Source organism: Gammaproteobacteria bacterium (assembly GCA_013214945.1).
Taxonomy (GTDB): Bacteria; Pseudomonadota; Gammaproteobacteria; order Enterobacterales; family Psychrobiaceae; genus Psychrobium.
The window spans coordinates 82,726-108,589 of record JABSRT010000020.1 but is presented as its reverse complement, the minus strand read 5'-3'; the positions used below and the strand labels follow the sequence as shown (position 1 = coordinate 108,589).

Annotated in this window: 14 protein-coding genes and 2 pseudogenes (1 of these 16 cut by a window edge); 10 read left to right on the top strand and 6 right to left on the bottom strand. The window is 39.7% G+C overall.

The annotated features are described in order from the left end of the window. Positions 1-1,252: 1,252 nt before the first annotated feature. The gene (locus HRU23_15285; protein ID NRA55503.1) at positions 1,253-2,200 is read right to left on the bottom strand and encodes a hypothetical protein; all 948 of its coding nucleotides are present in this window, start codon (positions 2,198-2,200) and stop codon (positions 1,253-1,255) included. 844 nt (positions 2,201-3,044) lie between these two features. On the opposite strand from HRU23_15285, the gene HRU23_15280 reads away from it, so the two are divergent. Beyond that, the gene (locus tag HRU23_15280; GenBank protein NRA55502.1) at positions 3,045-3,461 is read left to right on the top strand and encodes a DUF4399 domain-containing protein; all 417 of its coding nucleotides are present in this window, start codon (positions 3,045-3,047) and stop codon (positions 3,459-3,461) included. 303 nt (positions 3,462-3,764) lie between these two features. Beyond that, positions 3,765-4,921 (top strand): IS3 family transposase gene (locus tag HRU23_15275; protein NRA55501.1). Its coding sequence is split into 2 segments (ribosomal slippage): positions 3,765-4,023 and positions 4,023-4,921, totalling 1,158 coding nucleotides; the frame shifts between segments, so codons are not numbered across the junction. Between the two features lie 188 nt (positions 4,922-5,109). On the opposite strand, the gene HRU23_15270 is transcribed toward HRU23_15275, so the two are convergent. Further along, the gene (locus HRU23_15270) at positions 5,110-6,231 is read right to left on the bottom strand and encodes a M20 family metallopeptidase (protein ID NRA55500.1); all 1,122 of its coding nucleotides are present in this window, start codon (positions 6,229-6,231) and stop codon (positions 5,110-5,112) included. 295 nt (positions 6,232-6,526) lie between these two features. Between HRU23_15270 and HRU23_15265 the strand changes: the two genes are divergently transcribed. The 3 genes from HRU23_15265 to HRU23_15255 are packed head-to-tail and all read left to right on the top strand — an operon-like array spanning position 6,527 to position 11,505. Then, positions 6,527-7,468, top strand: coding sequence for an ATP-grasp domain-containing protein (locus tag HRU23_15265; GenBank protein NRA55499.1), 942 nt, complete (start codon positions 6,527-6,529; stop codon positions 7,466-7,468). Next, positions 7,443-8,870: a hypothetical protein gene (locus HRU23_15260; protein ID NRA55498.1), complete on the top strand. Its 1,428-nt coding sequence runs from the start codon at positions 7,443-7,445 to the stop codon at positions 8,868-8,870. The genes HRU23_15265 and HRU23_15260 overlap by 26 nt, the downstream gene beginning before the upstream one ends. Next, positions 8,854-11,505, top strand: coding sequence for a fibronectin type III domain-containing protein (locus tag HRU23_15255; protein ID NRA55497.1), 2,652 nt, complete (start codon positions 8,854-8,856; stop codon positions 11,503-11,505). Before HRU23_15260 ends, HRU23_15255 begins: the two co-directional genes overlap by 17 nt. A gap of 227 nt (positions 11,506-11,732) precedes the next feature. On the opposite strand, the gene HRU23_15250 is transcribed toward HRU23_15255, so the two are convergent. The 3 genes and pseudogenes from HRU23_15250 to HRU23_15240 form a co-directional block, all read right to left on the bottom strand. Further along, positions 11,733-12,326 (bottom strand): porin family protein, encoded by a 594-nt coding sequence (locus tag HRU23_15250; protein ID NRA55496.1) that lies wholly within the window; start codon positions 12,324-12,326, stop codon positions 11,733-11,735. 542 nt (positions 12,327-12,868) lie between these two features. Then, positions 12,869-13,788 (bottom strand): annotated as a pseudogene (locus HRU23_15245) (diguanylate cyclase). A 199-nt stretch (positions 13,789-13,987) separates the two neighbouring features. After that, a complete protein-coding gene (locus HRU23_15240) occupies positions 13,988-18,832 on the bottom strand; it encodes a PAS domain S-box protein (protein ID NRA55495.1) in 4,845 nt (1,614 codons plus the stop codon). A gap of 988 nt (positions 18,833-19,820) precedes the next feature. Between HRU23_15240 and HRU23_15235 the strand changes: the two genes are divergently transcribed. The 5 genes from HRU23_15235 (at position 19,821) to HRU23_15215 (ending at position 25,099) form a co-directional block, all read left to right on the top strand. Then, complete coding sequence (locus HRU23_15235) at positions 19,821-20,021, top strand: hypothetical protein (protein NRA55494.1); 201 nt, start codon at positions 19,821-19,823, stop codon at positions 20,019-20,021. A 2-nt stretch (positions 20,022-20,023) separates the two neighbouring features. Next, a complete protein-coding gene (locus tag HRU23_15230) occupies positions 20,024-22,966 on the top strand; it encodes a hypothetical protein (protein ID NRA55493.1) in 2,943 nt (980 codons plus the stop codon). 298 nt (positions 22,967-23,264) lie between these two features. Next, on the top strand, positions 23,265-23,882 hold the full coding sequence (locus HRU23_15225; GenBank protein ID NRA55492.1) for a hypothetical protein: 618 nt from the start codon (positions 23,265-23,267) through the stop codon (positions 23,880-23,882). Between the two features lie 429 nt (positions 23,883-24,311). Beyond that, positions 24,312-24,698: a transporter substrate-binding domain-containing protein gene (locus tag HRU23_15220; GenBank protein ID NRA55491.1), complete on the top strand. Its 387-nt coding sequence runs from the start codon at positions 24,312-24,314 to the stop codon at positions 24,696-24,698. Between the two features lie 14 nt (positions 24,699-24,712). Beyond that, positions 24,713-25,099, top strand: coding sequence for a hypothetical protein (locus HRU23_15215; GenBank protein NRA55490.1), 387 nt, complete (start codon positions 24,713-24,715; stop codon positions 25,097-25,099). 370 nt (positions 25,100-25,469) lie between these two features. On the opposite strand, the pseudogene HRU23_15210 reads toward HRU23_15215, so the two are convergent. After that, a pseudogene (locus tag HRU23_15210) lies at positions 25,470-25,864 on the bottom strand (bifunctional 5,10-methylene-tetrahydrofolate dehydrogenase/5,10-methylene-tetrahydrofolate cyclohydrolase) (it continues 429 nt past the right edge of the window).

The window sequence follows — 25,864 nt, the reverse complement described above, 5'->3', positions numbered from 1 at the left end:
TTGTGAAATAGTTTGAGTCATATACGCTCCCTTTACATAAGCCGCATTAGATCACAAAATTAACGGAATTGGTATAAGGAAACTGAAGTTATTAACTTGCCATCAAATGCCTGGCACAATGAATGCTATTGCTATGTACAGCATGACGATTTGAACTGTAGACTTATGAGTCACCAAACTGTGATTTATGTACCTGGACAAGCGATCCTCTCACGACTAATTTAAACGCTTCCTGTAATCCCCGCGAACGAAGGCTATTTGATATAGAACCTTATTCTCTAACCTTGAAGTATCACAAGCATTAATGTAATGTTTTATTTTGTTGTCTGTTAATATTTTGACCTTCAAATATTCCTAGAACTGTTGAGGGAAATTGTGGATATTCCTAACATAATTGAAATTAGCAACATATTGTTAGCACTGATATTCGTTTAAAATCAATCGACTAAATATTTTAGGAATCCTGTTTTTGATTGAGTTTTACAAAAGTGTAAAACTCAACGGTTTTCAGGAATATTACAAATTGAGCCTACGCGAAATCTGAATAATTGATGTGGCCAAGTCTAGTAAGTTACTAATCGTTGACAGCCTATTTGAAAGTGTCAATTACAGTGCGCGCTTTGATGATAGAACTACTCAGTACAGGTCAAGCAACGGATTATTGGCCTTTTACTTCAAATACCGATAATGTTACTTATCGGCATTAAATGATTTTAAATTGATAGTTTAAACATAACCGATTATTTGCAATTATCATTGGTTTTGATACCGTTAATCTAATTTTCACTTAGATTAACCCGATAAAGGTTTATCAAACTCTGGTTGAAATATTGAGTTCCTTTACGTAAAGCTCGGAATTTAATTTGACGTCAATAACACCCTAAAGTATTGTTCGGCCATACTTATAAATGCATTCTAAACATAGTAACCCTTCTCTCCAACGTCATATCTGATGGCTAAAATGAGTGAAAACTGCCCCGCTGCTAGTATTTATGCGTGACATATACCCATGATATACGTCGCTTACTCTATTTTATGCCAAAAAATCATTTATCATTTTCAGCCCTGCTATCGATTATATATATAGTAAGCTTCCCTTCTTATGTGACTAGTTTTCTATTAAAGGAAATAACAAGCATATCAGTTTGTTTATGACTATTTATTAAATATCAACTTGTTACATTAAACCGCCCTATCCTTAATAAGTAAGATAATAAATTTTATGCCAAGTGAATTAACCCCAGTCTGCTAACTACTCGCTAGGATCAAAGGCTAATAACTTACTCCGTTGCGCATATATAAGCCCTATTAATCCAAACAAGAATAACAGGTTTATTGGTGGTTCGGGGATCTGTGCTGCTTCAACCGAAAATTCAACGTCTAGTGTCGCGAAAAAGTTAGACTCCGCTTTGCCTTCAGATGAACCGATCGCAACAGAGGCCTCAAAGGAATTTAAACCTTCAATTTCTATTAATCTTGTTTGATAGAGTTCGAGCAAGGTTGTGCTTTCGGGGGGAGTCTTTTTTGTCACATCAGTTACTAGTGTTGATAATGAGCTGATGGAAGAAAATGTCGATAAATGTGCGATTATATTATAATCGCCGTCATGAATTAGCGCTTTGCTCTTAATTTTTTGATTAACCGGCAGGCTTATTGCGGTCATTGGGTTCTTTAATGGATCTTTAAAAAAATCTAACTGATCTATGCTTTTATTGCTATGAAATAAAGAGGTAGGATCTATACTGCGATTTTTTCGGTGAAAGCCAATACTTGCAAAAACTCTTGCAAAAGGTGCATAAAAAGGATTTCCCAAAATTAACTCACCATCCAAAAAACCAGGTTGAGCTGTCCCCCCTAAAATAACGCCGTTAGTATTAAGAGAACAGCCTTTCGCCGGACAGCCGCTAATTCTAAACTCCCGGTTTATCGAGGTTTTACCACTAGCACTTTTATCTACAGTACCAGGGCCGCCACTGACTTGAGCTTGTGACTTAGCCACTAACGCTGGATTATTTATATTTGTAATTTGTTTGTCATTGGTAGACGCTCGACCAAAAGCATTTTTAGCTTCCCCGCCTTTTTCGGTTTCAAAAAACATCACCTGCCATGGCTCAAGGTAAGTTAGTATTGGTTCGGCCTGAACTGACGATATGAGTATAAACGAGGGTAATAACCATTTTAAATGTCGATAAATTCGCATATTTAAATTTCCTTTCTGGTTCAAATATATTTCTAATCATTAGTAGTTTAAAAATCAAGCAATAATTACACCTAATTACCTTTTTATAAATGATTCAGTGGATTAACATCAAAGGGGGTATTTGATTACAATCTTGTTGTAAACAATCCTGACAACTTTTGTAAACTGGGACAGTAACAAAGACGGTTCCCCATGAAAATCTAATTATATTAAATGAGTTTTACAACAAAACCTGTTTTAGGGCGTATTTCACCATCAATAAATTGATGGTGAAATATCAGTTAAAAATTTTCTAGAAACATTAGAAAAAGTACGCAGGGCTGAACAAATAATAGTGGCTTTCAAAACACACGCCAACTCGATTTTTCGCAAAACGAAATACAAAGTTACTATCATCATTGGTCATGATAATAATCGGATAGACTCTATTATTCCTAAACATTTGGTGTTACAGCAAGATGTTATCTGCGGTTATCTAGTAAATGCTATTCGCGCCACATAACGCCATGGTGAGCTCAAATTCAACTTTCAATATCTTCAGTGCATAGCCCTCGCCCATTAGTCCAGCGGTAGCTGAAGTGATCAACTAAAATAGCCACCATGTAGCAATTTCTATAATGTGTGATTGTAGTAGTGAAGACATTAAAGTAAAGACCAAAACCGATTATTCCAACCGACAAATCCCCATAGCCAGCAACATTTTTTTCCTGAGGATATCGGTTCAAAATGAATATAGAGCTATACTTTATTCGAGGACTCTTCTAATGTGCTTTGCACTTTCGGATCCGATTGTAGACATTTTTACTCTTGTTGTGACAGAGAACAATAACAAGGATACAAACAAATGAATAAATTAGTTATAGCTCTTGGGCTAACGTCACTGTTAAGTGTTAATGCTATCGCCGCATATTTGACCCCATCAGCACAAGGCGCTAACGTTTACATTATCTCACCTGCTGATGGAGAAACAGTATCGGAAACCTTTACTGTTAAATTTGGTCTGAACGGCATGGGTGTTGCCCCGGCGGGAACCGTGAGAATAAATACTGGCCATCACCACTTACTCATAGACGGTCTCGAACTTCCTCCGTTAGACCAGCCCATGAACAAAGAAATAAAACATTTTGGTGGAGGGCAAACTGAAACCACACTAACTCTTGCTCCAGGTGCACACACACTACAACTCATTTTAGGCGACAAAGCCCACATTCCCCACAATTTACCTGTAATTTCAGAAAAAATTACAATTATTGTAAAATAAATACAGTAATTTCGGATAGGTTCACCAACCAATATTTACCGAGCTTAGTGCTATAACCAACTCGTTAAAGAGCATGCATCAGAAGAATTGTTGTGGCAATGAGAGGAATACACGATTATAACTCTTTAAAAACCTTATTCAGCTACCGAGATATTTGTGATCAACAAGTTAAATTTGGTGTTAGAACTAACTTGTTGACCAACTCTCATATCATAAAGTTTCTAGGTGTAATGTAGTGGTACAGTGAATTTGGCCACCTAACTAGAGGTGATATACTCATCTCGTATTAATTTAGGTGACACTATGAGCCAAATAAGAAAACCACATTTCAAGCCAGAATTTCGGTTAGAAGTAGCACAATTAGTTGTTGATAAGGGCTATTCAGTTCGTGAAGCAGCCACAGCAATGAATGTAGGTAAATCAACCGTCGATAAATGGGCAAGACAGCTAAAATTAGAGCGTGATGGAGTGTCGCCAACAGCCACACCTTTGACGGAAGACAAGCTCAAGATCCGTGAACTCGAAAAGCGGATACGCCGCATCGAGGAAGAGAAAGAAATATTAAAAAAGGCTACCGCTCTCTTACTGTCGGACTCGATGAGAAAATCTTATTAGTCAGTCGTTTGAAAGAGAGCCATAACGTTAAATTGCTTTGTGAAGTTTTTGATATTCATCGAAGCAGCTATAAATATCAAAGTTTGAAGCCACAGAGACTATCCTTTCCGACGATTAAGTTAGAGAGTGAAGTACGCGCTGCGTTTAACATTAGCGGTGGCTCAGCAGGCTCTCGCTCGATAGCAGGGATGCTCACAAATGATGGCATTCCTCTTAGCCGATACTGCGCTCGTAAAATAATGAAAAAGCTAGATTTAGTCAGTCGTCAGCCTTCGAAGCCGAAGTACAAAAAGGCGAACAATGAGCATTTGGCCGTGCAGAACTTGCTTAAACGTCAGTTCAATGTGAGTAGACCGAATGAAATTTGGTGTGGCGATGTCACCTATATCTGGATCGGAAGCCGTTGGGCATACCTGGCTGTGGTCATGGACTTATACGCACGCAAGCCAGTAGGTTGGGCATTCTCGTTATCGCCTGATAGTAAGTTAACAGCTAAAGCCTTAGAGATGGCCTATGAATCAAGAAAACGGCCAAAGGGAGTCATGTTTCACTCCGATCAAGGAATGCATTACACCAGTAAGAAGTTCCGTCAAACAATATGGCGCTTTCAAATGAAGCAGAGTATGAGCCGTCGGGGAAACTGCTGGGATAATTCTCCAATGGAGCGATTCTTTAGAAGTTTAAAAACTGAATGGGTACCCAAAGTAGGTTATAAAGATTTTACCCAAGCAGATCATTCAATAACGAATTATATCATGGGCTACTATAGCCAAGTTAGGCCACATCGCCATAACAAAGGAATTAGTCCAAACGAGGCTGAAAGCTTATTTAAGAAAGCCTCTTAAACTGTGGCCAAATTTAGTTGACCACTACATAACTTAGATGATTTGGATTAACGTTAACGATTATATTTCACACTTATAAGTTATCTATTGAATTGATAAATATAATTATGCAACGCAAGATGAAAATGTATAAAGCCTTTCGCGCGAATTTAAAAATATTAAAGATGCTTTGAGCCAGATTATGCCAGTCATTCCACGATCACCGGTGACTTTATGCCGTTATAAGCAATTAAAATCTTACTGACCTGAATACTGCGTTCGATAAAACTTTGCTTCGAAGCGCGCTCGTCACTTGTATGATCTCCATCACCATAGGGACCAAACCCATCAAGAGTTGCAACACCGGCCGCCGCGATAACATTAGCATCGCTGACACCGCCCCTAAGTTCAGTGAGGAGCGGCTCGCCGATGATCTGTTGCAGTTTTTCAATTAATTCGCTCTGATCAGGGTTTGGTTGCATTACGTCTCGTTGAATGCCGCCAGATAGACTGGCGCTAACACCGTCGACATAGGTGGTGTCAACGATCTGCTCTATGGCATTCACTAATCTATCTCTTTCGTTGCCCTGACTATAGCGTGCTTCGACAATGATCTGGGCTTTGGGCGAGACAGTATTGGCACCAATGCCACCAGATATTTTTCCTGCATTAACAGTACTGCCCAGCTCAATGGCAGTTAACTTGGTTAATTCAATAATCATATGCGCCGCCGCCAAATTAGCATTAGCGCCGCTAAGGTAGTGGTTGCCAGCATGGGCCGCTTTACCAGCGAGATCAATAGTATAAGTCGCAACACCTTTTCGGCCAATAACCACCTCGCCTTTGACCCCTGCTGCCTCAAAGACTAAACAACTATCATAATCTTTAGCGATTGTTTCTGTGAGCGTTTTACTGTCATCGCTGCCAGTTTCTTCATCGCTGACCAGCAACATGTCGATATTGGCTATTTGACCAAAGCGCTGTTTAACATGCCGCAATGCGGTGATCGCTACGTGATTACCGCCTTTCATGTCGCAGACACCGGGGCCATAGATCCAATCTTGATCTTCTGTAAAATTACAAAAAGTGTGTGGTGGAAACACGGTGTCAAGGTGACCTAATAACAGCAACTTCGGGCCATCGCTGACCAGCGAACTAAATAATAGGTGATCTCCAATTTCTTTACGAGAAAAACGTGCAGTTTTAAACCCCAATTGTTCAAAAATTTGTTGATAAATCCGGCCTACTTCGTTAACTCCGTGCCTATTTTTAGTATAAGAGTTGATTTTAATTAGCTGTGCTAACTCCGAAAAATTGAATGTTTCGTCCATGATTTTATCCGATTTAGTGAATACCAGTAAGCCAAAAGTTCACGCTAGATTATTGGCTGTCATTGCAAAAATAAACAGATTAATATCATTCCATAACAAAGGGGAAAAAAACAACAAAAAACGGTAAAAACAAGACAATATTATTTAATAAACAAAATATAACTTGACTGTTGGTTATCATTGGTTTGTGTGCTAGTTTATTTATTATAAACGGATTTTATCGAGTTGTATTACGCACCGGAATTGTCGGGAATAAACGCATTTTGTAACACTGAGGCTATAAGGATATAGACAAATGTCAGGACACACAATTGGTATGTGGATGTACAAAAATGGGGGCGGGCACGCCATTCAACAGCAAATAATGGACCAGCTCAGACAACGTGACATAACAGTAATTAACAATCTGGATCTTAACCATGCTATTGCACAAAATGGCCAGATAATGTGTCACGGTATTGAAATGGAATCGCTGGATCTTTATTTTCCCTATAACGCCGGACAACAAACTGATTATCAGGTATATCTCTACCAAAAGCTCGATATGTCAGTGCAATGCATTAATAGTTTTGCCAGTTTTTCACTGACCGAAGACAAATTCGCAACTTCTCACCTGCTAAATCGCCATGGTCTGACAACGCCCGATTACCAGCTATGCCACCGCGACGACATTGTCAGCGTTAAGTCTATTCTTCGTCATTGGGGCGGCCGAGCTGTGTACAAACCAACCGATGGCTGGGGTGGAATGGGCATTGTGAAAATAGAAAATGAAGCAGCAATCGATATGCTAATACCCTTCCTCAACCAAACCAATATGCGTTATTTTTATCTCGAACGACTGATTGACTATGACAACACAGATTTTAGAGTCGATATAGTCAACGGTCAGGTGGTCGGCTGTTATGGCCGCAGGGCACCATTAAATGACTGGAAAACCAATATTAGTAACGGTGGCTCGATTATCTTACGAGAGCCAAACGAGCAAGTAGTCAATTTGGCACTACGAGCGGCAGCTATCACTGGGCTAGATATTGCTGGAGTTGACTTGCTTTATGATCGAGAGCGCGAACAGTACGTGGTATTGGAAGTCAACGGTATTCCTGCTTTTGCGACCCCAGAACAGGAGCTAATTGGATTAGATTTTAATCAGAAAAAAATAGCTGGAATTGTCACACTAATTGAAAACAAAGTTAAAGGAATTAACGATGTCCATGTATTTGCCAAAGAAGTTGCCTAAAATTTCGTTTCTGTATTTAGATCATGTTCTACGTTTTTTTGAAAAATCAAATTTCAAAGACTGGCCGGATCCCATTGAGTCTGTAGTTTACCACTGGGGCAATGATAAACAGCAGTTTATTAACGAGGTCAGGCGAAAAAAAATTGACGTGTTAATCGGTAATATTCCGGCCACCGCCTATGAAACATTTAGACTGATCGCAAGGGAGCTGCCAGGAGTCAGATTTATTCCATCCCTTGATAGTCAATTTGCTAATAAGTCGAAGGAAAATGTCACTCGTTTATGTGAAAAATACCGATTACCAATACCACGAACCGAAATATTTTACCGGCCCAAGCAAGCACAAGATTTTCTTAAGTCGAGCTATTATCCAAAAATTATAAAAAAATCATACGGCCCTTCAAACTATGGTGGCTATTATGTCCACAAAGTTGACAGCTACCAACAAGCTTCAAAGTTGCTGGCGCGCAAGAAATATTACCCAGTTTATGTACAGGATTTTGTTCCTATGGCAGCTGATATTCGAGTGATGTTAATTGGTCACAAACCGGTATGTGCGTTTTGGCGTCGACCGGCCGATGGTGGCTGGCTAACTAATACGAGTCAGGGCGGTACGATGGACTATCAAAATGTTCCACAGGCTGTGCTTGATCTCTCAGTCGCAACCTCTAAGGCAGCCAAAGCTGAATATTGGGCCTGTGATATTGCCGTGGGTAAAGATGGGAAATATCGAGTTTTAGAATGTGCTTCAGCCTTTGCTGCATTCCCCTATATTCGGGACTGGATCGGCCAGTATCTAGTATCAGAACTCTCAAACGGACACTTCGCCAAGCCTCATATTCCGCTCTACAACTGGGAAGAGTTGGGTAAAATCGACTCAAAGCTGCTACGGACTATGCGCTACATTACGTTTGGTCGCTCGCCGGCAGTTAAGTTTGAAGATTGCCATGAATCCTTTACTGAACTCGATAGCTTAAATTATCCAATTATTGATGACCGCGCTCCGGTTGATGAGGAATGGCCCAGTGAAAGGTGGAATTTACAGGATAATTTTAGGGCCGACGTTAAAGCGCCAGCCACGTTTAAGCTTCCCGAATTAGATGTCTCTGCCAAGGAAGGAATAAACACACCACAACCTGATTTATCACAACTTACCGAAAGTCACCTATATCGATTTTTTTCCGAGGTAAAGGGGGTTGGCCCGGCATTATCGCAAAACATTATTAATAGCTTAGGTACTGCTGGTGTGATCGACGCTTTAGTTAATGAACCACAGAAGTTAACTCAGGTAAAACACATTAAAAACAAGAAATTGTCGAACATTACTGCTCACTGGGAATATTTTATTAGAACTCTTCAGCTAAATAGAAATGGTAGCTTAAACAATGAAAAATCAGTATAGCTCGTATCAGGAAACCATTGATTTTCTTACCCGAGCGGTGGTGCAGCATCCTCATTTAATTAGTCTCAAAACTATTGGAGAAACCTGGGAAAAACGTCCGATAATGCTGGTGACTATTTCGCTCGATGTCACTTACGCCGATTTAAAACCAGCGCTGTTATATACGGGTTCGATCCATGCCAGAGAGTGGATCGGCAATGAACTGGCGATAAAATTCATTCAATATGTGATCGATAATTATAGGTATAACCCCAAGCTGTTATCAGCGCTGACCCCTAGCACCCTTTATATTGTCCCCTGCCTCAATCCCGATGGATTTGAATATTCACGAACTCATTTTTCGTTATGGCGCAAGAATCGCCGCGCCAATGGTGATGGCACCTTTGGCGTTGATTTAAACCGTAATTTTTCAATTCGATTTAAAAAAGGTAACGATACCAGCCTGTCGACCTATTCGGGCCCGGAAGCATTTTCAGAACCAGAAACCCGTGCGATCAAGGAGTTTGTCGATCAACACAACAATATCACCATCGCATTGGACTACCATTCTCAAGGTAACGTATTTTTCCCTGCCCATAAATTCAATCATGAATCTGAGATCGAAGGTACCGATCTCAACATATTATGCGCAAACATGAACCAGGAAATTAAGAAAGTGACCGGCCGCCAATATGGGATCCATCGTGGCAAGCCGCCTTTTAATTTGATCCACGGCAGTGGCCGGGAATACTATTATTCGAAGGGAATCTTAGCCGTGGTGGTCGAAGTTGGCACCCGTAACATTCCAGATTACATGCAGAATATGTCGCAAAGTATCGATGAGAACATCCCTGCGTTATTATATGCTTTTAATGAGGTCAACAATTACACTAAACATTCCCCTAATCGAATCGACAATTTTACGATTACCAATATTGGTGTAAACAGCGTAAGCCTCAGCTGGGAACATGAAAACGATTCAGATCTTTATTATGAAATCTATCGCAGCGAACATCATAAGAGGGCCTGCAACGATGAAAACCTAGTAGCAGTCACCCACTCTCTTAGCTTTACCGATATCCAGCTAAAGAGTGGTCAGAAATATTTTTATAACATTCGTGCACTCGACCGGATCCGCAAGGAAAAATCTCCGTTTAGCCCGGAAGTTCGACTAAAAACCCTATTGTCTTCCGATGAATTTTCACGTTCGCTATATCCAGCCAATAAAGACATTGGTTATGTCGGTCAATTAACCCAGCACAAAAATCGTGAACATTTTGGTAATAATTCTATGTTTATCGGCGTCTCAAAAAACCGGGGAATTTGCTATGGCGTGATCGAATTCTCATTAGAGAACTTACCCCAAGATGCGATAATAAAGTCGGCGCTACTGTCTTTATATCCGATGAACAGGGTCGCCGCCACAATTGAGAAATATGGCGAATGGAGTATTTCGATTCTCAACAGTGGTGACATCAATGATATCACCGATTTTGAACAACTCAATAATGCTGTTCCTATTCACACGTTGGGCCATGCCATAGAGTCAGACAAATTAACTCAGGGTATGTGGTGCGAGTGGAATCTAAATGAGGTAGAACGTGAATTATTGCGCGAACAAATCGACAGCGGAAAGATATTATTGCGGATTCAGGGACCGACCAAGCTGCCCCTTGGCAACAATTCGCAAATAATGCAATTCGATATTGGTTATGGTCGCTTTGGTGGAGGGATCCATTACCGGCCCAATTTAGACGTTATATATACTGTGCCGCCTAAGAAGCTAGTACTACAACCTGCTAGCTTAAATACCATATCAACGCAAAAAACAATTAGCACCTGCCTCCAGTCTGGTTTCGACGCCAATGGCGACATTGTTTATGGGCAGATGGCTTTTACCCTTGAGGAGTTACTCAAGCCCGATGTTATGGTGATAACCGAAGCATATCTAGTGATGCAAAATAGCAACAGTCTCAATACCTCAAAAGATATCCGCTTTACCATTGAACTGGCAGAGCTTAAGGATCTTGATTATCGTAGTGTTAAAGAACGTCAAAAAATTGAGTTTATTGGGTATGAAGTTAGTAATGCAGTGTTAAAAGAAAATAAACTCCATCATTTCATTTTCGACAGTTATTGTCGCCAAGAACTAGAGCGATTACACAGTGAGAAAAGGCCTGTTTATTTTGTTATCCGTGCCACTTGTGCCTATCAAGAGCCAAACTCCCTGATTGACTGGCATAATGAAAAAGATCCCAAAGAAGCCCGTTTAGTGATCAAATACATTGAACGTAGAAAAGGCCCACTGCCCTCTCCGATAAATGTCGAAACCAGGATTGAGAATGGTATCGTCAAGTTAAGCTGGGAAAACCCAAAATCTGACGATTTTATCGGCTCCTATGTCGTTCGTAATCCTAACCATCCACCAAAATCACCTTTTGACGGCGGAAAATTATATGCAGGTAAAGATGAATACACCCTAGATAACTACGGTAATCCCAATATTCCCAAATATTATTCGGTGTTTAGCTATGACAATGTCCCTAACTATTCGGCACCAGCTTCGGTCTATTATAAAGTCACCGAAACCATCTCGATTGATGAGGACTTTGATGATTATGATACGATAATGTTCGAATACGACATTCTTGACTAACTATACCGGTCAAAAATGGAGATTCAGTACGCAGCTCATTAATGATGAAGTTTCATGAAAACTGCATCTTCGAGACCGGTAATACGTTTTATCTTAATCAAGCATAACGATTAGCAATGAATTTTTAGAACGACAAGGATTTGTATCATTGAGACAGGTGTGGATTGCTATTCATTACGTACCCACACGACGGGTGGTGTTACTGCCCTTCGACTATCCGATTAGTTTTAAAAATAATAACCGATAGAGAATGACAAGTTTTTAACTTTATTTTCAACATCCACACTGTACCAAGTAGCATTCATATCAGTAATAATATATTCGATACCTAACCTAACGTTTTGACTCATTCTATAATCAATACCAAGGCCATAATAAATATCACTTCCAGTATCATCACTTTTAAATACTTCACCCGGAGCTGCCGAATCAGTCGTTTGAATTTTAGCATCCCAAAATGATATGCCAAACCTACCGTTTAATGAAAGCCCATAATCAAAAGGGATTACGCCCTTTACACCGAAATTAAAGGCGGACGAGTTAATCTTGTGTCGAATATTGTCATTGGAGGCATCCACCAAAGAAGAATCAGCGACACCATAATTTTGGTATAGAGCTTCAAATGAAATATTTTTATTAAGTGTATATGCAGCTCTAATTCCTATGGACACATCATTATTAGACAATGGGTTAATTTCAGCGGTGCTAATTCTTGTCGCCTGCGTAGCACTGCCCAAAAGAACTTGAGCCGAAATACCATTATCAGCAAATGATGTAAATGTCGTAGATGCCAGTAAAGCTCCTAATATTTTTCTGTTCATAATTCCTTTCTTTTATACATGAGTATTACTCTTATGAAAGCAAGCTAAGAAGCTCTTGTGAAAGTGGATGCATTATAACGGCTGAACTCCTACTTACCTCCATGTTGATTATGGGACTATAAATATCTGTTACATGAAACCATGCGGCTAGGTTTAGCAACGAGCTTATATTAAAAATCATCATAATAACATAGGGTTGTTAAATATTATTTAATCCCTCCATTACAGGAAGATCGATATTAAATATTGTTTATTACTCTCCATTTCCATGGTAACCACCACTTTCGACGCTCAGATCGGTGCAATAAACACACAACAAATCAAAGATCAAAACCGATTATAGACATTTTAAATTAGAATGTATTATTTAAGCCTGACGTGGAATGTTGAGTCGTTTTACAAAAAACTCGATGCGTTAGGGCACATGACAAGATTATAATTATTGGAGAAAGTTTGGTAGGTAGGTTGGCTGAATTTAGTTGTTCAGGTTGTCATGAAGGTTGTTCTTTTTCCTGCTAATTTTAATATATTTACGCTTATAGCTACCTATCAGGTAAATTAATCACCACTTGGTTACGCCCAGCATCTTTTGCTTGATACAGCGCTTTATCGGCTCTATCGACTAGTTTATTAATGTCTTGACCGTCATCTATTGGTGAGTAGATTGTAATTCCGCTACTAATTGTCACTGCTATGGCGAGATCATTAACAATAACGGGTTCGTTAGCGATCGATTGACAAATTCGCTCATAAACCATCAGACAACATTCTATATCCATGACTGGCGTTATGGCGAGGAACTCTTCTCCACCGTACCGTCCAATCAAATCATAGCCTCGAAGTGCTTCTTGCATACGTTGAGTCACCTCTTTTATCACAACGTCACCCACTAGATGACCGTATGTATCATTAATTTTTTTAAAGTGATCAATGTCGCACATACCGACACACAACACTTGGTTTTGTCGCTCAATACGTTTAATTTCTATCGGTAGCGATTCCATTATCGCACGGCGGTTTAGTAAACCTGTTAAGCCATCTAGGCGAGATAACTCTGTTAGCTCTATCAAGGTAGCGTTAAGCTTGTCTTGCATTTCAATCATGCGTTTGCCAACTTGTAAACGCACTTGTAATTCACCGCGGTCAAACGGCTTACACAAGTAGTCACTCGCGCCCTTACTTAGTCCTTCAACAATATCCTCTGAACGGGTTCTTGAAGTGAGCAATACGATGTAAGCAGGGGTTTGAGAGTTTTGTGCAATTACCCGCTCGCACACTTCGATGCCATTTAATTTGGGCATTTCCCAGTCTAAGAGCAGTAAAGACGGTGCATCATCTTGCTGCATTATTTGCCATGCTTGTTCACCATCTTCCGCTATACAACCTCATAGCCCCATGCTTTGGTAATGGCGTGTAGCATCACCCTTGATACTTTGCTGTCATCTGCAACTAATAGTTTCACTTACTACGCTCACTTATATTTAGTCAATCGTGTCTGCTCGCTGCCAATAGCAACAACTGTCCGCTTATATTTAAGTGGTAACTTAAATTCCTCAATAGCCCGTCAATATTAGTCATTAAGTTTTTCTCAAAACACTTCTTTAGTATATGTCCATATTTTAAGAATGATGGAGAAATAACTTTGCTTTGAAAAGCATTTATCATGACAAGGCCAATTCCATTGTCTGTTTTAGTGTGATAAACGCCTGCTCGAGCTGACTCATTTGTTGTTCGATATTATCGATATTGCCCGCTTTAGCCGCGGTCTCGATATCTAATGCTAAAGCGCTTAACGCCTTAGCACCAACATTAGCCGCTGCGCCTTTAATTTGATGAGAGACATCGGAAACACCTTCAACACTTCCGTTTTGTGCACTGGTTTTCATTTCGTTGAACTGCTCGATAAAATCATCGTAGAAAACTTCAGCAACCGATTTCATTAAGTCAGGGTCGTTCATTAATCGATTCGCCATGTCGTCATAATCAAACACCACGAGTTCATTATCATCTTCAGTTTCAATCTCTACATTGTCGGCTACGTCAACGCTAGCTTCTGGATTATCCAACGTTTGTGGTATCCACTTTTTAAGCATCGCAATGACACTTTTGGGCTCAATAGGTTTTGACAAATAATCATCCATACCAGCGTCTATACACTTCTCTTTGTCCCCCGCCATCGCGTTTGCTGTCATCGCTATAATTGGGATATCACTGTTAATTGTTGAAGTTTGGTTAGCGCGAATTTTTTTGGTCGCTTCATAACCATCAAGTATAGGCATCTGGCAATCCATAAAAACTAAATCGTGATTACTGGTGTTTTGTAATGATGCTATTGCTTCTTCACCATTGCCGGCAAGATCAACAGTTACGCCAATGGTGCGCAATAACCCTTCAATAACTAGTTGATTGGTTGGGTTGTCTTCAACCACTAAGACATGCGCTTTAATTTTTACACTTTCTTTAATTGAGTGGCGCGTCACAAGCTCGGGGTTAGCTTCTTTAATGCCCGAGACGACTAACAATACATCAAATAACTCTGATTGCTGAATTGGCTTGGTAATATACCCATGAAAGCCAGCTTCTTTGAGTTTAATCGCGTCACCGCGCTGAGCGTGAGACGATGCCATAATTAACTTAGTTTCGGCTATCTCAGGGATATTCTTTATCTGTTCACACAGATCCAGACCGTCAACTATTGGCATATGCATGTCTAAAATTGCTACAGTATAAGGATTATTCGCTTGCGCTGCTTCCTGCATTTTTGTAACGGCGGCCGCTGCGCCATCAACCGCCGTATGGGGTATTCCCCATATTGTATGAAGTTGCTCCATTAAATCGAGATTCGTTTGATTGTCATCAACAATTAACACGCGCTCATTCTTAATCTCAGTGTTATACACCGGAATAGTATCTGTATTGTCACTCTTATTGAGCGGTAAGGTGAACCAGAAATTTGAGCCATGACCTACTTCGCTTTCTATGCCGATCTCACCATCCATTAGCTCAACCAGTTTTTTACAGATGGATAATCCTAAGCCCGTTCCACCATATTTTCTGGTGGTGGAAGTATCAGCTTGTGAAAACTTATCAAAAAGTGCCTTTTGTTGCGACTCAGTGATCCCAATACCTGTGTCTTTAATGTTAAAGCGAAAGTGTTTATGCTCTGCTGTCTCTTCAATCAGATTAACGAATATCGCCACTTCACCGTGTTCAGTAAATTTAATCGCATTACCAATTAAATTAGTTAAAATTTGTCTAATACGGCCGGGATCAGCACTAACCCACTGGTTTATTAATGGCGTTGCAGGGCAAATTAGTTGTATGTGCTTACGATGAGAATAAAAGCTCATCGTGGTACCGATATCGCCGACCATTTGGCCTAAATTAAACGGAATGAGCTCAAGATCGAGCTTACCCGCTTCTACTTTTGAGAAGTCTAAAATATCGTTAATAATACCTAACAAGCCAACCGCCGACGACTTAACCGTATTAGCTAACTTACTTTGGTCTTGAGTTAGATCACTGTCGAGCAATAAGTTAGTCATCCCAATAACACCATTCATTGGTGTACGGATTTCATGACTCATGTTAGCCAAGAAGTCAGCTTTAGAAACAGTCGCAACTTCCGCCTGCTCCTTAGCAATAATGAGGTTGTCGTAATCATCTTTCTGCTGACTAATGTCGGTACGTATAGAGGTAAAGCCTACAATATTTTCCTGACTATCGTAATTAGGGACTATGGTGGTATCAACCCAATAAAAGTGGCCATTTTTAGCTCTGTTACGTACTTCATCATGCCATACCTCACCAGAGAGGACCGTGTCAAACATCCGTTTCCAATAAGCTTTAGGTTGATTATTAGAATTGAGTAAGCTGTGCTTGCGGCCGATTAATTCATGGGATTGATAGCCACTAATTTGCATAAACTTATCATTAACATAAATAATAACACCGTCAATATCGGTAACGGATACAAGTGAATGCTGATCGAGTGCAAATTTTGCTGACTCAGCTTGGTTTTTCGCGATTAACATATCTGATGCATTAGACTCAGCCTGACGAATCGCTAAAGCTAACAGCGCTGCCGCTTCCTTTTTTTCTGTGATATCGGTTCTTATCGAAGTAAAACCGATTATGTTATTGTCATTGTCATTGTCATTGTCATTGTCATAATTAGGTACTATGGTGGTGTCGACCCAATAAAAGTGACCATCTTTTGCCCGATTACGTACCTCATCATGCCACACCTGACCGGATAATACGGTGTCGTACATTTGCTTCCAGTAATCTTTTGGTTGGTTATTGGAGTTGAGCATATTATGATTGCGACCAATTAACTCATTCGCCTGATATCCACTAATTTCAACAAATTTATCATTAACATAAACAATGGTGCCTTCGATATCAGTCACCGAGACAAGCGAGTGCTGATCAAGCGCAAACTTGGCAGATTCGGCATTATTTTTGGCCGTTAATAACGAAGCAGCATCAAGTTCTGCACGCTCTATTGCGCCGGCCAGCGTTTCGGCATCTTCTTTCTTTGCCGTGATGTCTGTTCGGATAGAGGTAAAGCCTACAATATTTTCCTGACTATCGTAATTAGGGACTATGGTGGTATCAACCCAATAAAAGTGGCCATTTTTAGCTCTGTTACGTACTTCATCATGCCATACCTCACCAGAGAGGACCGTGTCAAACATCCGTTTCCAATAAGCTTTAGGTTGATTATTAGAATTGAGTAAGCTGTGCTTGCGGCCGATTAATTCATGGGATTGATAGCCACTAATTTGCATAAACTTATCATTAACATAAATAATAACGCCGTCAATATCGGTAACGGATACAAGTGAATGCTGATCGAGTGCAAATTTTGCTGACTCAGCTTGGTTTTTTGCACTCAACAACTCAGAAGCATCGGCCTCAGCTTGGTTTTTTGCGATTAACATAACTGATGCGCCAGCCTCAGCTTGATTTTTAGCTTGGGCTAGCTGCTCTGCCGCTTCCTTTTTTGCTGTGATGTCGGTTCTTATCGAAGTAAAACCCGTTATATTTTTATCATTATCGTAGTTAGGTACTATGGTGGTGTCGACCCAATAAAAATGACCATCTTTCGCCCGATTACGTACCTCATCATGCCATACTGGCCCTGATAATACGGTGTCGTACATTTGCTTCCAGTAATCTTTGGGCTGGTTATTGGAGTTGAGCATATTATGATTGCGACCAATTAACTCATTCGCCTGATATCCACTAATTTCAACAAATTTATCATTAACATAAACAATGGTGCCTTCGATATCAGTCACCGAGACAAGCGAGTGCTGATCAAGCGCAAACTTGGCAGATTCGGCATTATTTTTGGCCGTTAATAACGAAGCAGCATCAAGTTCTGCGCGCTCTATTGCGCTGGCTAGCGTTTCGGCATCTTCTTTCTTTGTCGTGATGTCGGTTCGAATTGAGGTGAAACCATCAATATTTTTTTCACTATCGTAATTAGGTACTATGGTGGTATCAACCCAATAGTACGAACCATCTTTAGTTCTATTTTTTACTTCATCGTGCCATGTTTTTCCTGCCAATACCGTATCATACATATTTTTCCAATAGGTGCTTGGCTGGTTTGCTGAATTAAGTAGACTATGCTTTTTCCCAATAAGTTCCTCGCTGCGATAGCCGCTTACTTGGCAAAACTTATCATTAACATACGTGATGAAACCTTGTTTGTCGGTCATAGATACGAGTGAGTGGGCGTTAAGGGCAACTTTTTGATTATCTAATGGGATCATTAACTTTGTCACACTCACTTTAGACGCATCATTGAGCATGTGAAATAAGTTATAAAAAACAACCACAAACAGTAAAATAAAAATCGCCACTAGCTGATAACTGCCCTGCGCCATCCAGAACATTTGTTGTTCAATTGGCACGATAACTTCGAGCACACCACGCACATCACCTAACTTCCAGCCAACCTTTGGTGTTAATGGATGGTTATTGTGGCAATCGACACAAGCTTCATTTGTTAAAATGTCAGCGATTGCAACACGAACCACCTCTTCGCCATTTAACGATTGCGTCGTCACATATGGAACATCCGGATTTAGGTTAAGCGCCTGCCACGCTTGCTGTTGAAAATCATCTAGGGCTCTACTCGCACGCTCAGGAAAGGGATAAGCAGAATATAACTTAATTCTTAAGCCGCTAGTCCCTGATAACTCACTCAATTCATGGATCATCGTTGCTGGTAACGGTATGGTGTTTTCTTTATTTTTATAATCACTAGCCACTGTTATCTGGCCACTCTTTTTAACCGTGCTAACGATGTTTTTGGTGTAATAACTGCGTAATAACGAATATTGTTGCGCGGTATTTTTGGCGACTAATGTCGCATCTTTCACCATACTTTCATTAAATATAAATGGTACGACGCTAACAATGACCACGAAACCGATCACTGCCAACATCAAAAGTTGTTTCCATAGAGTTTGCGTTATACTTTTTTGCATTTTGTCCTACCTAAGCATGAAAATTAGCAATGATCGCCTCACTTCTATCATATATTTATATTCAACAATTAACGTGCTGAGTACCTTACCTCTAGCTCGGAGGCCAAACTCACTGTACCACTTTACTCCTATATTAAAGTTTAGGTGACAGAATGACAAAACGTACGAGTATAATTTCCCCTGCCGAAATTAGACTCAAGCGCTCGTAAATTGCCGATAAAGATTACTCTGTAATTGAAGCTGTTCTAGCGATGAATAAGGCTGATTGAGTAGGTATTAGAAATGTACTGCGAATTAAATAAATTAAGTTCGCCGGATGTAGAAGCTTCCCGAAGCCGCTTTTACACATCCACAAGATAAATACTGCAAGCCTAGAGTTTAATATTGGCCGCGAAGTATTACCTAGGTGGTCTATCCACTGAATCACGACAGCTGCGCGACGGTTATATCTCGTAAAACCTATTGCAAAAACACAAATGGACATAAGCATAAGCGTTTTTTGTTCAGGTACCTTCATGGAAAGAACTGCTGTTGAAATTGAGTATTGATACTCGATATCTCAATTGGAATTCGAAATTTTAAGAGGGAATTTTAAGAGGACGGGGCCATCCGCAATTGAAAATAAATACGTAAGGTCTGTAACATCTGTCGTGTTATAGAACATAGAGAAAGCCTGTAAGTTAGTTTGTAACCATGTCGTATCTCCGAAGCTTACGCTTACTAAAAGTGCGTCTGAAAAATCGAATTCAATCTCAAGATAATGCGCTTGTACATCATCATCTTGAAGTGTTCCATCGGAAAGTAAGAAAGCTGCAGTAACCGAGCGCGGTAGATCACTTAAGCTAAAAGTGAATTCATCATAAGTTCCGATACCTCCAGTATCGGTTACATCAAGCTCACAAATCTGCGCTCAATAATCACCCAAAATACTTGACCACTATAATCAGACTTCTATAATTATTATAATCAGTGATCATATTGGATAACCATGAAAGATCATAACGTCGCTCGATGGCTCGGTGCCATCATTGCTTTACTAGTTTTTATGATACCGGTTTTACTAACCGATGTATTATCTCTAATGGCTAGTTGGATGCTGATATTATTTTTGTGGCTATTAATCATCGGCATTGGCGTGTTAGAAACGTCACTCACTACTAGTGCTGATGAAGACTACAAAGGTCATTAGCAGTGCTGTCCTTTGATCTATTAATATTATTACTACTTATCTATATATCGGTATTATTTGTCATCGCTCAATGGGCACGTTCAAGTACTGATACCGCAAAAAAAGTACGAAATTCAGCACATACCTATGCTTTGAGTCTGGCGGTGTTTTGCACTTCATGGACATTTTTTGGCAACATCGCACTTTCATCGAAACAAGGTATTTATCCTATTGCTCTATACCTAGGTGCCACCATTACCTTTATTTTTATGAATCCGTTACTTAAAAAGATGGTAGTACTAAAAAATGAGTTTCATTCTACTAGCATCGCTGATTTTATTTCTGTCCGCTATCATCGGTCGCAATCTTTAGCCGCGATAATCAGTTTGTTATGTTTAGTGGGTATAGTGCCCTATTTAACCATTCAACTTAAATCAGTAATCACTAGTTTTCAAATGCTCATTATTAACACCAGTACCAGTAATACCACCAATGTATTGCTAGAAAACTTTGATATTTTGGTCGTATTAATGATGGCCTTTTTTACTATCATTTTTGGTGTCCGACACTTAGATCCAACAGAGAAACATCCGGGTATGATGGTCGCTTTGGCCTTTGAAAGTCTTTTTAAATTATTGGCATTATGCATCGCTGCTCTGTGGATTTGTTTTGTATTAAACCCCGGTATTTTCGAGTTATTCACTCAATCAGCCACCCTTGACTTACAACAAAGTATTAAGCCATTATCAGCGCAAAGTTGGCTAACTTTTATGCTGCTAGGCGCTATTGGTATTATCACCTTGCCCCGACAATTTCATGTTGGCATTGTAGAGTGTGGTCATGTGAACTTTTTAGATCAAGCGAAGTGGCTTTTTCCTCTATATCTTTTGGTGATCAATATTTTTGCGTTACCAGTAGCGCTAGCAGGTATGTTACAGGCCAGTACATTAGGGCCTGCCGATTTGTGGCTATTGACCCTGCCATTGTCTAATGACCATATGCTGATTGCTACGTTAGTCTTTTTAGGTGGTTTTGCGGCAGCCACGGGCATGATAATGATCAGTGCCATGACATTGTCGACCATGCTAACCAATCATATTATGATGCCATTGATTTTGTATTTTTCGGTAATGCATAGATTAAAACGTTACATATTACAAATTCGCTGGTTGATGGTCTTTGTGGTGCTATTTTTAAGTCTCTTTTACTATCGTGCCATCGGTGATTCAGAGTTAATCATAAAAATTGGTACCATCAGTTTCGTTGCTTGTGCCCAATTTGCTCCGGCTTTAATTGGTGGCTTAATTTGGCGAACCGGTAATTTAACGGGTGCCATTACCGGATTATTAGCCGGAGCCAGCATTTGGCTTTATAGTTCATTGTTGCCCTCGGTTGTTCGTAGCGGCTGGCTAGACTGGCAGATATTAGAGCAACCATCTGGAATATATTATTGGCTCAATCCCGAGAATTTTTTTGCTATTTCACAAGTTACCCCGTTAACCAACAGCTTATTGTGGAGTCTGTTGGTCAATACCTTACTTTATATCGGCATGTCTTTAGTCACAAAAATGTCGAGCGAAGAACAAAAAATAGCTCACCTCTTTGTTGATACACAGAATGGTTTCACCGCTGTAGCACTGACTAAAGCAGATCCGGCCATTATTGAAGTTAGCGCTAAACTCGTATTGATAACCCGTTTGTTTGAACAATATATGCCCCCCAATTTAGCTCAAGACAAATTGGGCAATTGTTTGGAGAAAGCGGCGATAATAAATAAAGAGAAAATTACTATCGCCGAATTATCGACATTAAAAAATACTGCGGTCAATGCTCTCGCTGGTGTTATTGGTATGGCTTCTGCTTATCGTGCTTTCAATAAGGTCGATATTATCACCCAAGAAAATCAAGCACAGTTGGCATTATATTTTTCACAATTTCTGGCGCAGTTACAGCTGTCGCCAACAGCATTATTTGAGAAAATTAACTTTCAACAACAAAAACGCGAATTATTAGAAAATCATGCCAAACAGCAACTAGAGGCCATCAATCAATTAAAAATAGAGGTGGAACAGCGATTAAAAGCAGAACAAAGAGCCAATTCACTCAATGAAGAACTTGAACAACGTGTAGGTGAGCGAACTAAAGCCTTAAGCAAAAGTAATAGCGAGCTTAATCAAACCTTGACCGAATTAAAGCAAACCCAATTTCAACTACTAGAAAATGAGAAAATGGCGTCATTAGGTGGCTTGGTTGCCGGGGTTGCCCATGAAGTAAACACCCCAATAGGCATAGTATTGACCTCGGTAAGCTTTATGCAAGACAAATGTGAAAGCATTGTCAACGCGCTTGAAGAACAGCGCTTAACTTCCAAACAACTAATACTGTTTACCCAAGAATTAGGGCAAGGCTTTGAGCTATCATTAAGTAATATAAAGCGGGCAGTAAAACTTATCGATAGCTTCAAGCTAATCGCAGTTGATAGTGTCATTGATGACGCCAGAGAGATCAATCTACAACACTATTTACAAGATATTTTACGTTCCTTAAAACCTAAAGTTAAATGCTCTAGGATAGAAATTGTGTTGGAGTGTCCCGAAAATATAACCCTCTTTTCATACCCTGGAGCACTCGCACAAATCACCAATAACTTAGTGCTCAACAGTGTTATTCATGCTTTTACCCAGCAAGAAAGCGGCTTGATAACTATATCCGCCAGCCAAGATAATGAAAATGTAACCATTATATACAGCGATGATGGCAGTCCCTTAGATGAAAATACTAAAAATCACTTGTTTGAGCCGTTCTATACCACGACCAGAGGTAAAGGTGGCTCGGGGTTAGGTGCACATATTGTATATAACTTAGTAACACAACAACTCAAAGGCAATATTGAATTGATAACTAAACAGCTTAAAGGTAAGAGTTTCAAAATTGTCATTCCTGTCGATTGTCGAAATCGCACTTAAGACAATATCAGTAACTACCCATACCAGCAGTAGAGCATTGCCAGGAATTGTTTCTGTGCCCTATTCTTTTGCCCTTTCTATTTTGACCGCGTTACTTGCCTGACTTATACCGACCTGTTTATCATCGTAGCGATGGCAATTTTTGCCGCTGCTGTTGCCACTTCTATTGCCATATTTATGCGTATGTTAACGGTATTGTCCCATTTCATCACTAATTATGCCCTCCAATAGTCTGGCTCACTTTATGCATATTTTACATTCATTGAAATGAACTCTTAGTCAATATAAAGGAATTATCGTGACCTCATCCATTTCGCTCAATGCCAACCAAACAATGCAATGGCAACATGCACAACTTTCAGCAAACAATCTTGGTAAGTCTTCAATATTTTCGCTTGAAAGCATAGAGAAAACACCAAGTGCTAATGCTATTAATCAATTGCGTTCTTCAAATAGAATTTCTAATATCGACCCAACAGAACTTAAAGCCTTATATAGCCAAATTAAAACACACGCTGATGCTCAACTCGACGCTGCTAATATACAAAATAAAGACCTACAACCCTTTGATTATCTACAAAACAATATCGACACCATTGCAGACTACCCAATAGAGGTTGAGATTGAACCAGACGAAGTAAATACCGCTATTTTATACAATAGTTTGGGCATTAATTTTCTCGATGTTAAACGAATTGAAATGAAAATGGATTTGTTCGAGTTAGCAAAAAATGATGTCAAGGAAAATGAAAAGGCGGGCTTGATTAGAAAAGATGAGGCCGATGCCTTAAATAAACAAATTCAAGGCCACATGGACTCATTGCTTGATCAAAAACAGGCGCTACTTGATAGGAAAAGTGTTACCGACAGTGAAGAGGCATTATTTAAACAGCTAAGATTAAAACAAACGGTTTGACCATAGCGGTCAAGTATTGATTGTACCTAAATTAATTACTCAAGATATGCCTGACACTACGCCGATTTGACGAGATAACGGTATGCTACTTACTCGTCGCTTTATTGCCTGAAATACACTGGCATATATGTATTTGGAACAGCAGTTGGATACGTGCATATTGATGCCTTCGTTGTATCGCGAAACTCGTCAACAAATACATAATCATATGAATATAAAAAAGTATCTTGTTTATCAGTTCTAGTTTTCAAAATTCGAACTGTCAAAACCAAGAGATTGTCACTCAAAATCAATACTTTAGTTTGCATTGTTATTTTACAAAAACTTTACTACTGAGCGCTTTAAATGGGTAATGTCGGCATTACTAATGATCTATAGGCTCAAAACGTTTATTAATCCTATACTATGACTAGTACAGGATTAATAATTATGAAAAAACTATTGTTTTCTATTATTTTAACTATCTCGTTTAGTGTTAATTCTTTCACAAAAGACGCTATTACAATTACTTACGGCGCAAATTATAAACCGTTTGCCTGGGGGGGAAAAGGTGTTCCATTCGGGGTACAGAAGGATTTTGTTGAAGAAATTTTGGCAAAAAAATTAGGGGTCAAGGTCATTAATGAATCCTGCCCATGGGCTCGCTGTCAGAAATTGGTGAAAGAGGGGTTAAAAGATGGTTTCTTTACGGTGCCTACTCAAGAAAGAGCTAAATACACAATAACCAGCAGCCAACCGTTTTATGAAACGCATTTTGTCATGCATACCAGCAAAAAAACCACAATATTGAACAGCTTAAAACAGTTACTTCATTAAAAGATCTGGAGAGTATGCCCAATATTAGACATATTCACATGCTGGGTTCGGGGTGGCACATGAACGCACTTAAGAACATGAAACATGTATTTACAATCACAGATGCATCGAATATTCCTATGATGCTTAAATTACTCCGGGCTGATGTCTATATCGAACAGGATGAAATGTTCAGGTATCAAGCAACAAGGGCTGGAATTATTGATGAGTTGCTAACGCTTAAAGAACCCTCTATCAGAAAATTAGGCTGGCATATTTTTATTAGCAAGCGGTCTAAATACCAAGATTTAATGCCAAAAATTAATGAAATGTTATCGACGTTGCAGGCAAGCGGAGAGTTAGAAAAGATAAAACAGGATCTTTTCTTAAAGTATGGAATTGATGTGCCAAAATCCAATTAAGTTACCCGTACTTTTCTTTGAAAAATCCCAACTTATTATAATATCAGTACAAAACATCAAAAAACCAAAACTCAACTCAGTAATTTGACCTCTCAATTTCAGAGGCAATGGCATTATGACGAACACGCCCTTGCCTAACAATTAATTTGGCAACAAAATACTACGTCTATTTATACTATTCAATAACTTACATATACACAGATAGATTTTAGACGTTGGAAAGGCAAGAGCTTCCCCCCACTTACTGTAGAAACAACGAAACTTAAATTATCAGCAAAAAAAGATTAGCCGCCAGATAAATAACCAACAAAGCTTGGGACTAACAGCACCAAGCTTTGTTATAAAAATTTATACCGACACTTTTCCTAAACTATGCAGTAACTAGCGGAAATTCTGCTCGTTGGGCTGCCTCAAGCGTTTGGCTGATTAACGCATTAATTGTCATTGGGCCGACGCCACCTGGGACTGGTGTTAGTGCATAAACACGCGATGCTAACCCGGTTTTTTCGATGTCGCCAATACCACCGGCATGATAACCAGCGTCAATCACCACCGCGCCATCTTTAATCCACTGCGCTTTAATCAATTCGGGCTGGCCGACAGCGCCAATGACAATGTCGGCGAGCGCTACAATTGAGGCCAAATTAACCGTGCGTGAATGGCATACTGTGACTGTGGCATCGGCGTTTAACAACATTGCTGCCATAGGTTTGCCCAAGATTGGACTGCGACCGATCACAACGGCATGTTTACCTGCTAGATCAA